The organism is Desulfosporosinus youngiae DSM 17734, from assembly GCF_000244895.1.
Taxonomy (GTDB): domain Bacteria; phylum Bacillota; class Desulfitobacteriia; order Desulfitobacteriales; family Desulfitobacteriaceae; genus Desulfosporosinus; species Desulfosporosinus youngiae.
Map to the genome: position 1 here is coordinate 5,056,390 of NZ_CM001441.1, position 12,265 is coordinate 5,068,654.

Annotated in this window: 11 protein-coding genes; all 11 read right to left on the reverse strand. The window is 45.1% G+C overall.

The features are described 5' to 3' along the window. Nucleotides 1-8: 8 nt before the first annotated feature. The 11 genes from DESYODRAFT_RS23480 to DESYODRAFT_RS23530 all read right to left on the reverse strand — a co-directional run bounded on the left by DESYODRAFT_RS23480 (nt 9) and on the right by DESYODRAFT_RS23530 (nt 12,251). The gene (locus DESYODRAFT_RS23480) at nt 9-1,052 is read right to left on the reverse strand and encodes an LUD domain-containing protein (protein ID WP_007786883.1); all 1,044 of its coding nucleotides are present in this window, start codon (nt 1,050-1,052) and stop codon (nt 9-11) included. Then, a complete protein-coding gene (locus DESYODRAFT_RS23485; RefSeq protein WP_007786884.1) occupies nt 1,052-3,223 on the reverse strand; it encodes an LUD domain-containing protein in 2,172 nt (723 codons plus the stop codon). Before DESYODRAFT_RS23485 ends, DESYODRAFT_RS23480 begins: the two co-directional genes overlap by 1 nt. Before the next feature lie 152 nt (nt 3,224-3,375). Then, complete coding sequence (locus DESYODRAFT_RS23490; RefSeq protein WP_007786886.1) at nt 3,376-4,092, reverse strand: ABC transporter ATP-binding protein; 717 nt, start codon at nt 4,090-4,092, stop codon at nt 3,376-3,378. A 3-nt stretch (nt 4,093-4,095) separates the two neighbouring features. Next, the gene (locus tag DESYODRAFT_RS23495) at nt 4,096-4,857 is read right to left on the reverse strand and encodes an ABC transporter ATP-binding protein (RefSeq protein ID WP_007786888.1); all 762 of its coding nucleotides are present in this window, start codon (nt 4,855-4,857) and stop codon (nt 4,096-4,098) included. After that, nucleotides 4,854-5,798, reverse strand: coding sequence for a branched-chain amino acid ABC transporter permease (locus DESYODRAFT_RS23500; RefSeq protein WP_007786890.1), 945 nt, complete (start codon nt 5,796-5,798; stop codon nt 4,854-4,856). Before DESYODRAFT_RS23500 ends, DESYODRAFT_RS23495 begins: the two co-directional genes overlap by 4 nt. After that, a complete protein-coding gene (locus DESYODRAFT_RS23505) occupies nt 5,799-6,677 on the reverse strand; it encodes a branched-chain amino acid ABC transporter permease (protein ID WP_007786892.1) in 879 nt (292 codons plus the stop codon). It abuts the gene before it with no gap. An 18-nt stretch (nt 6,678-6,695) separates the two neighbouring features. Continuing rightward, complete coding sequence (locus DESYODRAFT_RS23510; RefSeq protein ID WP_042340058.1) at nt 6,696-7,853, reverse strand: ABC transporter substrate-binding protein; 1,158 nt, start codon at nt 7,851-7,853, stop codon at nt 6,696-6,698. Nucleotides 7,854-8,287: 434 nt separating this feature from the next. Continuing rightward, a complete protein-coding gene (locus DESYODRAFT_RS23515) occupies nt 8,288-8,668 on the reverse strand; it encodes a CGGC domain-containing protein (RefSeq protein ID WP_007786895.1) in 381 nt (126 codons plus the stop codon). A 225-nt stretch (nt 8,669-8,893) separates the two neighbouring features. Continuing rightward, the gene (gene galE / locus DESYODRAFT_RS23520; protein WP_007786897.1) at nt 8,894-9,883 is read right to left on the reverse strand and encodes a UDP-glucose 4-epimerase GalE; all 990 of its coding nucleotides are present in this window, start codon (nt 9,881-9,883) and stop codon (nt 8,894-8,896) included. A gap of 34 nt (nt 9,884-9,917) precedes the next feature. After that, entirely contained in the window at nt 9,918-10,787 is an 870-nt protein-coding gene (galU, locus tag DESYODRAFT_RS23525) for a UTP--glucose-1-phosphate uridylyltransferase GalU (protein WP_007786898.1), read from the reverse strand. 81 nt (nt 10,788-10,868) lie between these two features. Continuing rightward, nucleotides 10,869-12,251, reverse strand: a complete 1,383-nt coding sequence (locus DESYODRAFT_RS23530) for an MFS transporter (protein ID WP_007786899.1) — start codon at nt 12,249-12,251, stop codon at nt 10,869-10,871. Nucleotides 12,252-12,265: the final 14 nt, after the last annotated feature.

A 12,265-nucleotide genomic window follows, 5' to 3' on the forward strand; every position in this document is an offset into this window, starting at 1 on the left:
GCGCGGACCTAAACTGTAATACCCGTGGGGCAGTTTTTATTACATAATGAGCATTCCCCACAATCCGCAACATCGGCTTGTTTAGATCCCTCTAAAAAAGCAGCTAAAACCTTGGCCCGTTTTCCGGTGTAATAATAGCCCCGCTCTAATCCTTCAGCCAAATAATTCGGGCAATTAACGAGGCATCCTCCGCAGTGCAGGCATTTAAGCAAATCCCACTGCCGATTTTCAGCCGCTGCCAAACGTCCATTATCAAGCAAAATCACATATACCTCTTTAGGGCCATGCATCCCTTGGACCATTCTAAACTCGATATCAGCCGTTCTGCTTGGACCACTAATAAAGGAAATATATCTAAGCATGTCTTTTCCTAACCCATACACACTGATCGCCCGGCAAACAGCTAAAGCATCTTCCAGAGAGGGAACAATTTTATCGATTCCTGCCACCACAATATGGTTATAGGGCAGATTCGAAGTGAACCGTACATTGCCCTCACTTTCTAACAAGACAATGGTTCCATTTTGTTCAACGATAGCCTCTGTCCCTGTAATACCATACTGCATGTGAGCCACCTGGTGCTTAATCTCATCCTTGACCTGAGCGACCCATTCTTTATTTGGAATTGTGGTATTGATGCTGGCAATCCAAGGATGCACATCAACCGACCGTCCGGCAACTCGTTCCCCCAGATCCGTATCTAAAACCTCTACCTTATTAGATGCCAGAAAATCCCGCAGCGCTATCTCGGTAAAAACAGGGTTTTTACTGAGGGCTACATGCTGATTGCCCGCTAAGATTTTCAGAATTTGCTCTTGAGCCTGGGCCGCATCCTTAGCGAAAATCACATGACACCCTTTACCTTTTAAGGAAGCAACCGCCTTTTCGACGGACTCCTTGAGATTATTCGCTATTGTGCTTTTGATACCCTGCACTTGGCTTGCTAAATTTGGATACTCCTTAAGAAGTGCGTCCCGGCGAGAAGCAATTCCCTTTAAAATCCTTTCAGCTTTTGTTTTGCCCATATTACTTGAACTATTCGTGCTGCTCATTATGATCTCCTCCCATAGGCTCGGCTCAGAATCTGAACCACGTGTGATACCGTTTGCTTCATTTTGTGCTGGGCAATCCCATCCCGGAAATGAACCATGCATCCAGGGCAACTCGTTGCCAGAGTGGTAGCCTGAGTATCTGAAACATTCTTCAATTTTCCTTCGTTAATCCGTTGCGAGAGTTCATAAAAGCTCAAGCTAAACGACCCGCCAAACCCGCAGCATGTATCGGCATCCTGCATTTCCACATAGTTTAACCCCGGGATCCTTTGGATAAGTTCCCGTGGTTCCTTTTTTACACCCATACTACGAGCGAGATGACAAGGATCATGATAGGTCACCGTTTCTGTGACTATTTGTTTTGGCTGCTTTAAGACAATATCCTGGATCAGAAACTCATTAATATCCTTTGCCTTTTGAGCAAGTTTTTTCACTTTTTCCTGAATCCCGGGGGAAGCATCGGCGAACAATTTAGGGTACTCTTCTTTGAAGGCGACCGCACAACTCGGGCAAACGAAAACTAAAGCATCTATGTCAAACGAACTATACGTTTCGATGTTTTTCAAAGCCATGGCTTTGGCATGAGCCAGATCTCCACTCACAATACTGGGAATCCCACAACAAACATCCTCTTTGGCAAGCTTAACTTCAACATTATTTTCCCCTAAGACATGAAGCAGCGCTTCGCCGAGATCCGTCTCCGTGTAATTCACAACACAACCAGGATAAAAACCTACTTTTTTGACCGGCTTAACCGTCGTTTTAGGCTTGGCGATTTCTGCAAAGGATTTCTTCGAGAAACGTGGAATGACACGCTCCCGCGGCAGGCCAAATGAACTGAACGCCAAACGAGAGGTCATCCCTGTCCCCGTGGCTGACTCTTTTAAGGCCAGCTTTCCGAAGGTCGTCGCTAGTTTACTGACCATGGGTAAGGTTTGGGGTTTAGTTAACATGGAGAAGACCATATCCTTCTTCCAGCCAACCCCTTCTTTGGTCACAGCATTTTGGCGCAGCTTCCATAGCATATTGGGCGTCGCCATCTGTACGGGACAAGCCGTTTGACACTTTTGACATCCGATACAAAGAGATAAGCCATTTTCTTCAGACTTTTCCAAGTCGCCATGAAAGGCTGCAAAGACTAAGCCCCGCCCCCCAAGATACTTATATCCATACCTGCCGCCAACTTCTTGATAGACTGGGCAAAAGTTCAAACAGCTTCCGCAATTGATACAGTACAGAGACTCTTTAAAACCTGCATCGATGGCTCTTTTACGTCCATTTTTTAATAAAACAATATGCACTTCTTTAGGACCCTGACCGTGAGCATCTGCCTCCAGCTCAGGATCAAGTGATTCGCTCACCCCTGAGACTACTGAAACATAGGTGCCGATATCCTGACCCACCCCATAGACCGCTGCCGCCCGCACTACTTGCATAGCGTCTTCCAAAGTGGGAACAATTTTCTCTAAACCTGCGATGACAATATGAACTTTGGGCATCATCGAAACCGCACGAATATTCCCCTCATTTTCAGTGACGAAAACACTCCCCGTATCGGCGGCAATGGCATTCGCTCCCGAGATTCCCACATCTGCTTTGACCAAAAAGTCACGAAGCCCTTTACGCGCAGATACGACTAACGCTTCGGCCGTACATTCTAACGGGGCCCCCTCTTCTTTAGAAAAAAGCTCAGTGACTGTCTCGATCGGAATATGGATCGCCGGTGCCAGCGAGTGACTTGCGTCACACTTAGCCAGCTGATTAATGCGATCTCCTAAATCTGTCTCGACAACCTTCACGCCCCGATCTTCGAGATAATGGGATATGTTGATTTCTTTGCCGGCATTTGATTTAGACTTAACGACCAAGCCTTGATCCGGAATGAGGCTGGCAATATACTTCTGAGCATCCTCCGCAGTTTCGGCAAGATAGACTTTGCAGCCTTTTTCTTCCAACGACCGTTTTGCCCGGGCTACAACTTCATCTAAATGATCGATACTGTACTCTTTGATCTTACGCAAACGATTTGAAAGCTCGGGAAAATTAGGAACCATCCTAATCATAGCAGGTCGAATCGCATCAAACGCTCGAAATCTTCCCTTCCGTGACTCCATATCATGGAGCCCTTCATTGACTTTACCTTTGACGATTTTATGGGTTTGATTTCCCATGGTGAAACGTCTCCTCTCTTCGGTTTACAGGTTGGACCATCAATCCGCAATTAATAACTGCCAATAGATAATCCCCACTCCTACTCTTGCAGAGAAAAGCGGGGGATTAATTGAATCTCTTCCATCAAGACTCTGCTATTCGATCTCAAGTATCAGGTCATCGCCTTCGCTCCACCCAGGTAGGCTTCCATAACACGAGGATTACTGGCGACCTCATCCGCTTTCCCATGCAGGACGATCTTGCCGGTTTCCAGCACATAAGCATAGTGAGCAATCTTCAAAGCTTGACGGACATTTTGCTCCACGAGAAGAATCGTCGTCCCTTCCTGATTGATTTCTTGAATAACCTTAAAAATATCGGATACAACCAGAGGAGCTAATCCCATGGAAGGTTCATCCAACAGGAGTAGCTTAGGTTTGGCCATGAGAGCACGGCCGATCGCCAGCATTTGCTGCTGCCCGCCGGAAAGTGTGCCTCCCAATTGTTGTTTGCGTTCTTCTAAGATTGGAAAACGCTTAAACACCTTCTCAAAATCTGCCTGAACCTCTTTGTCCTTTCTTTGATAAGCTCCCATTTCTAAGTTTTCAAGCACCGTCATTCCGGCTAAAATATTCCGGCCCTCCGGGACCAAAGACATACCTAAGTTAACAATTTTGTGAGGAGCTAACCCGCGGATCTCCTGCCCCTGGAAGATAATTTGTCCGGCCTGAGGCTTGAGAAGCCCAACCAGGGATTTCATCGTCGTCGTTTTTCCTGCTCCATTCGCTCCGATGAGGGAAACAATCGAGCCTTCCGGAACGTCGATATCAATCCCTTTAATCGCTTGGATACTGCCATAACTCGTTGACAAACCTTTAATGTTCAGCATTCTCTACGCCTCCTCCCGGCCCAAATACGCCTCAATGACCAATGGGTTCTGCTGAATCTCCGCCGGAGTCCCTTCGGCAATCTTTTGTCCGAAATTGATCACCATCAAACGCTCACAAACATTCATGACAAGGTTCATATCATGTTCAATTAAGATAACTGTCTTGCCCATAGTTTGAATCTTTTTAATCAAAAGCCGTAAATCTTCAGTTTCGCTCTCATTCATCCCCGCCGCCGGTTCATCCAGGAGAATTATTTCCGGCTCCGTGGCGAGCGCTCTGGCAATCTCCAGGCGTCGTTGCTGCCCGTAGGGAAGTGAACTGGCCGGAGTGTCCGCAGCCTCTTCGACTCCGACTAGCTTAAGCAAAGTCTGAGCACGTTCTCTGGTCGCCTTCTCTTCCTTGCGTTGGGCAGGCGTGCGCCATAACCCTTTCCAAACCCCGGATTTCATTCGGCAATGCGCACCAACCATGACATTGTCCAAAGGGCTTAAATGCCCAAAGAGACGAATATTTTGAAAGGTCCGGGCTAAGCCCAGCTCTGTTACCTTATAAGGTCGTAACCCTAACAAACTCTTGCCTTGATAGGTAATCCTTCCTTCAGTAGGAGGAAAGATCCCTGTGATGAGATTAAAGAGAGTTGTTTTGCCTGCGCCATTAGGGCCGATAATTCCGACAATTTCTCCCTTATTTACCTTAAGGCTGACGTCACTTAACGCAGCCAACCCGCCGAAGTTTTTACTTACTTGGTCAAGGACTAACGTCATTGCTTATTCCCCCTTCCAAGCTTACCCTTCCAATAACGAACCGTATCCTCACTAATAAGCCCTTGAGGCCGAAACGCCATCATCGTCACCAACAACGCTCCGTAAATCATCAAACGATAATTGGAAGCCGAGCGCAGCAGTTCGGGTAACAAGGTAAGGAGTAAAGCCCCGACGATCGGGCCAAAAACCAAGTCGCTTCCTCCTAAGACCGCATAAAGCAGGATTTCAACCGTACGGTGATAAGCAAAATCCTTCGGTCCGATAAAAAAGGTCAAATGAGCGGATAGCCCGCCGGCAATCCCGGCGATTAAAGCCCCCAAAGCAAAGGCCAGCAGTTTGTAGTAAGTTGTATTAATCCCCATTGCTTCAGCTGCCGACTCGTCGGCTTTAATAGCGGCAAACGCCCGACCCACTCTGGAGCGGTTCAGTCTTGCACAGAAAAAGACCAGAAAACCAAGAATGAGAATCAGCAGCACTAATACCAGCAAAGTGCTGGTCTGTTGAACACTCAAACCCCCAAAACTCTGGGGCAGACCAAAGGACGACAGAGTTTTGCTGATCTTTGTGCCTAAGGTTGGAATTCCAGAGATTCCTAAGGCACCATTTGTAATTTTCAAGTTCAGAACAATAACTCGAACCACTTCACCAAAGCCCAGCGTGGCAATCGCCAGATAAATCCCCGTCAATCGCAAGGCAGGAAAACCAATGATGATCGACATCAAACTAGCAGCGATACCACCGATTGGGATAGCCAAATAAACAGGGAAGCCTGCTTTGACCGTCAGGATCGCACAGGTGTAAGCTCCAATACTCATGAATCCGGCATTTCCTAAGGATAATTGACCGGTCGATAAAGTCAGATAAATACTCACCCCAAGGATGGCATTGACCATAACAAAGACGGCAATCTGAAGATAATATTGGTTAAAAATAATATCCATTTAGAAACGTCCTCCTTGCCGTTTTCCAAAAAGTCCTTGAGGACGAATAAACAGAATGAGAATAATCATTCCAAAGGCAACCGCATCCCGGTAGGACGAGGCACCATAGGCAACTGTGAATACTTCCGCGATCCCCAGAATCAGTCCGCCCAGCATCGCACCTGTGATATTTCCCATACCACCAAGGATCAGAACGGCCAACCCTTTCAGGCCCATTGACAGTCCCATCGTCGGCTCAACCGCATTAAAGGAAAGACCCACTAAAACGCCGGCAATTCCCCCTAAACCAGAGGCGAGAGCAACGGTTAAAAAGATGATTTTGTTCGTATTGATACCCAGAAGGTTAGCTGTTTCAATGTTCTCGGCCGTTGTCCGGATCGCTTTGCCCACCCGGGTTTTAGAAAGCCAAAAACGCAGGACAAACATCAAGCCAAAGGATATGCCAAGAATCAGAATCTGCACCAGGGAAATCCGAATAGGCCCAACCTGCATTTGCACTGCGGCTAACTCGGTTGGAAAAGCTTGGGACTGAGGCCCAAAGAGATTTAAAGCCAGACTTTCCAAAAAGATTGATACCCCGATGGTACTAATCAAAGGCGCCAGGTGGGAAACAGCCTTGCGTCTCAAGGGACGCAAGGCGAGCATTTCCATTAAACAACCTAGCAACGCACTGACCAACATGGCTCCAGCCATGGCCACGAAGATATTTACTTTAAAATAAGTCACCAGGTACAACCCGACAAAAGCCCCGATCATAAATATCTCTCCGTGAGCCATATTGATGATGTTGAGAACTCCCATAATCAAGGTATAACCTAAAGCGACCAGAGAATACGTACTTCCCAGGGTCAAGCCATTGACCAATTGTTGCCAGAACAAACCGTTCACTCCTAATCCTTATTTCAATTCCGTAAACTGACCATCCTTAACAATCAAAACCGTTGCATCCATCACAGGTTCACGGTTTTCATCGAAGGCAAATTTGCCGGTCACGCCCTCGAAGTCCTTAATACTCGCTATAGCATCGCGCAGTTTTTGGCGATCCGTGGTCGTTCCGGCTTGCTCCAAAGCATTAGCATAGATATAGAGGGCATCATAGGATTGGGCTGCAAACTGATCAGGGACTTTATTATTGTACTTTGCTTTATAGTCGGCAATGAACTTTTGTACCTTCTCATTGTCTTTACCAGGGAACCAAGGACTTGCCACAACCGCGCCATCAGCCGCCGATCCGGCAATCTTGATCAGCTCAGGGGAGTTAAAGCCATTTGTTCCGACAAAAGGAACGGCAATTCCGATTTCTCTTGCTTTCTTCAAAATAAGGGCCGCTTCCTGATAAAGGCTGGAGACCATGACAGCATCCGGCTTTAAGGAAGCAATTTTTGTCAACTGAGCAGAATAATCCGTATCTTTATCCGCAAAGGTTTCCGTAGCAATGATTTCTACGCCATTTTTCTTGAGAGTGCTCTCAATGGTCTTATAACCGGACACTGCCCAGTCATTATTGTTAGAATACATAACTGCAACTTTTTTCAAGCTATAGGTTGAGATTGCCTTCTCTACAGCCTGGGGAACCGCTAAAAACTCGGGCAAAGCGTTCCGGAAAACAAAATCGCCCAAGGCAGGGATTCCTTCAGCTGTCGTTGAGGTTCCCATGATAGGAATGCCCGCTTGATTAGCAATCGGACCGGCAGCAAACATTTCTCCACTTAAAGTAGGTCCAATAATCCCCACAACATTATCTTTGTTGATCAATTTATTAGCACCATTGATTGCTTCTGTCTTTTCCCCGCGGGAATCGGCATAAACCAGCTCAATCTGGACTTTGCCTTGAGCATTGATCTCATCTTTCGCGAGATCCAGACCTTCTTTAATGGCTTCACCATAGGCTGCTCCGCCACCCGTCATATAGGCGATTACCCCGATCTTAGCCGTTCCGCCTTGTGAACCCGAATTTGCAGCGGGAGCAGTCCCTCCACCTCCACATCCTGCCGTCGTCAGCAGCAGCGCTCCAATGGTCATACCAGTAATCCATTTGATTAGCCTTTTTTTCATTGTTGTAATTACACCTTCCTTATTTCTTTGTGTTTTATAATAGATTTTACTATTCGTCATTTTTTATGGAATACCTTCCACCTTTTAAAAAAAATTGTCAAAAAAACAAGCAATTTTTGTTAGACAGATGATCTTTATGAGATCTGTTGCACATCATTGTCCCCCATTGTCTGGGGGGCCAATCCCAAAATTTACAGCAAGTTTCCAAGAACATCCAAGGGACATGCTGAATAGACTATCGTAAAGAACCCTCCCCGTCTTAGAAATCTAAACTAGAGGAGTGAAAAATATGCTTCTAACAGCGCTGGCCATTATTATCATTTTATTGTTAACCATCATATTTCAACTATGTAGTATTATTCGAGAACTGGATTGCCTCTGTCCCGAACCAGGCCCCTGCCCTTATTAAGGACTATAAAATTTTAGCCTAGGTATCAATTACCTAGGCCTTTTTTGGCGCAATTGCCAGAATTATTTCTTATTGTTTGGGGGGCAGACTCCACTTTTTTCATCCTTACCTCTGGACCATGTGTATAGCCCACAACCTTAAAATCCTTAGAGAGACGTTCCATCAAGGAAGCATAATCTGGTGATCTGGCTCTTAAGCAGGAAGAAAGGTGTACGCATTCTATCCCGGCTCTAATCATGTTTTTAATCTTTCGCTCTAAATCGCCGCCAACGTGAGTGAATGTTAACAATTCTATCTCTTCGGTATATCCGGCAAAAGAATCTTTTCTTTGAAAAAGGGCATTAAGACAGCCCTTTCCTGTACAAACCATCGAAGTTTCTTCTCTTACTAAAATTCCGATTTTCATATTCCACCTCTTGTATATTATACTTCTATATTGATGAGATACAGTGTGACATGCGGCACAGTCTAAAAAATGACGTTTGTTAGATCTGGATATTTCAGGAAAATTTGCTTTAAGACGGTTTTCTATGAAAACAAAATAGGACAAGGTTCCTGTTCCCTTGTCCTAACGTGAAATCAGACATAGTACTTCTTCAGGCGCCAATGTCTGGTCTGAGATGAACGAGGATTATTCATATCCTAACGGGTGACACTTATGCCACTGCCAAGCCGTCGAGATAATCGTCTTAAGATCACTGTGCTGAGCTTTCCACCCTAATGATTTTTCGATCTTTTCTACTTTTGCAACCAGTATATCCGGGTCCCCTACTCGTCTTGAAGCATCAAGGACTGGAATTTCTAAGCCAGTGACTTTCTTAGCCATATCAATCACTTCACGAACCGAGTACCCCTTTCCTGTTCCCACATTGTAGGCTCCACTTTCCAAATCCTTCTCTAGAGCTTCCAAAGCAAGAATATGGGCTTCAGCTAAATCCACCACGTGTATATAATCCCGGATACAGGTTCCGTCAGGCGTGCTATAATCTGTCCCAAATACCGATATAGCCTCTCTTTGTCCTAAGGCAGTTTTAAGTACCAACGGAATTAAATGAGTTTCCGAAGTATGATCTTCTCCTATAGAACCATCTAAAGATGCCCCCGCAGCATTGAAATACCGTAAAGCAATCCATTTTAGGCCATAAGCTTGTTCCAACCAATAAAACGATTGCTCAATCATCCGTTTTGACGCGCCATAGGGATTGATCGGCTCCGTCTTAGCAGATTCTGAAATGGGCATCTCTTCAGGAACACCGTAAGTCGCCGCTGTGGATGAAAAAACAATTTTGTTGACCCCCTGCCGAAGCAATGTTGAAATAAATCCATTACTTTTAGCTGTATTCTCATAGAAGTACAGATCTGGCTTAAGCATAGACTCTCCAACAAGACTTCGTGCAGCAAAATGTATCACCGCTTCTACTTGATGGTCTTTAACAATCCGACCGATAAGCTCTGCGTCACTTATATCCCCCTCATAAAAAATGGCTTGAGAAGGTACTGCTCCTCGATGACCCGTAATTAAACTATCTAAAACGACGACCTTAAATGCGCGTTCAATTAATGCCTGAACAGTATGACTGCCAATATACCCCGCGCCACCTGAAACTAAAATCGTAGGCATTATTTCACCTCTTAACATACTCCAATATCTGATTCTATTTAACCAATTCTCGCAAGTATATCATAAGATCTTCTGAAAGATCATCCCGACGCAAGGCATATTCAATCGTTGCTTTCACAAAGCCTAACTTGTCCCCAACGTCATACCTGCGACCTTCGAATTCATATGCATGGATATCCTGATACCGTCCAAGCTCCTTAATCCCATCCGTGAGCTGAATCTCCCCACCTTTACCTGCCGGAAGACCACTCAAGATATCGAAAATCTCCGGATTCAAAATATACCGTCCCATGATGGCTAAATGAGTTTCAGGAGCTTCTTCCGGACGAGGTTTCTCCACCATATTCTTGGCCCGATAAAGCCGATCCGCAAACTTCTCACCATCCACGATCCCGTATTTGGATGTATCCTGTAGTGGAACTTCTTGAACCCCTACCATGCTTGCACCATAGCGCTCATATTGTTCAATCATTTGACGAAGAGCAGGTACTTCAGAATAAATAACATCATCCCCTAAAAGGACTGCGAAGGGTTCATTCCCAATAAACTTACGGGCACTATAGATGGCATGTCCCAAGCCTAACGCTTCTTTTTGCCGAACATAATAAATATCCGCCATTCGAGCGACATCCTGCACTAAATCTAAGAGTTCCCCTTTTGATTTTTTCTCCAAAAAACCCTCAAGCTCCATAGAACGATCAAAGTGATCTTCTATGGCACGCTTATTCCGCCCTGTTACTATAATGATATCTTCAATTCCAGCTTCTATAGCTTCTTCCACAATATATTGAATCGTCGGCTTATCCACGATAGGCAACATCTCTTTAGGCTGGGCCTTAGTTGCCGGCAAAAAACGGGTCCCCAGTCCTGCCGCCGGGATTATTGCTTTTCGAATTTTTCGCATCGCTTTTCCTTCTCCTTTAAACAAACACTCTACTGGTTTTAGCACTTATATTAAGCGTATTTCTAGCTTGATGACATTGGGTCAGGCCTCCATCTTTTTTCCCCTTGCCAGAGAAGCGAAAATCCCAATACAACAGAGGACCGTAAAAACAATGAAACTAGTTTTCGAACTTTGCAGAAAACTCGTAACATAATCCGGTGAATCAAGGGTTAGATCTTTCATACCTAAAGAAGTAATGAGGGCTACAATCGTCATACTCAGCGTCTGTCCGAGCAGTCTCATGGTTCCAAGGGTAGAAGACGCTACTCCGTAAAGAGTTCGATCAACTGAACTCATTACCGCATTTGAATTGGGAGACGAAAAAAAGGCGAAACCCAGACCAATAAACGCCAAATTAATTATTACAAGTAAAATTGACGTCTTTTCATCCAGAAAGATAAAAAGGAAGAGTCCCAAAGTAGTAATTGCCATCCCTAATGAAGCAAGTATTTGAGAATTGATTCGATCCGATAAACGTCCAGCTAAAGGAGAAAGTGCGGCCATGAGTATGGGCTGAGACAATAGAATCAAGCCTGATTGAGAGATTCCGATATTTTGCACATTTTGTAAGTATAAAGACATCAGGAAGGTTAAGGCAAAGGTAGCACTGTAGTTAATGAGTGCGGCTAAATTTGAAAAGGTAAAGGAACGATTATTCATAAACATGCGTATAGGCAACAAGGGATTAGAGATTTTAGTTTCATAGACAACAAACGCGATTATAAGGGCCAGACCGAGAATAAAGGTAACCATATACTGAAAACCTGCTGTTATATCAGTTAGTCCATAGAGAAAGAGCACTATACCAAAGGTCCAGAGAATCCCGCCCCACGTATCAAATTTGTCCACTGCCCCCAACCATTCACCAGAGAGCTTAGCCAATGTTAAACTAAGGACGACTAAGGAAAGTATGAAGGTAAAATAAAAGATTCCTCGCCAACCTATGGTACTGCATATCATACCTCCTAAGACAGGCCCCAGTGACAGACCGATATAGGTGGTTGCAGCGCTAAGTCCCATGGCTTTTCCCCGTTCTTTTGGCGGGACAACGGACGTTAGTATCGCCATAGAAGTCCCAAAAATCATGGCGCTGGCGATTCCCTGCAAAACTCTGAAGATTATTAGCATAGGAAACGAGAAGGCGAATCCGCAGCCTAAAGCCGTTAAAGCAAAAAGGAACATTCCAAAGATAAAAACTTTTTTCCGGCCCATAATATCCGCTAAACGTCCGAAGGGAAGCAAAAAAGCAGCCGTCGCCAAAAGATAACTGGTGACAACCCAGTTAAGCAATGATTGACCAACTCCGAATTCCAGAGCCATCTGTGGAATACCCAGATTAATGGCATTGCCCATAAATGGGGCCATAAAGGATGTTATCATGACAATAACCATAGTGAGCTTTACGATAGATCGATTCTGTTCCATATTAATTCCCCCTA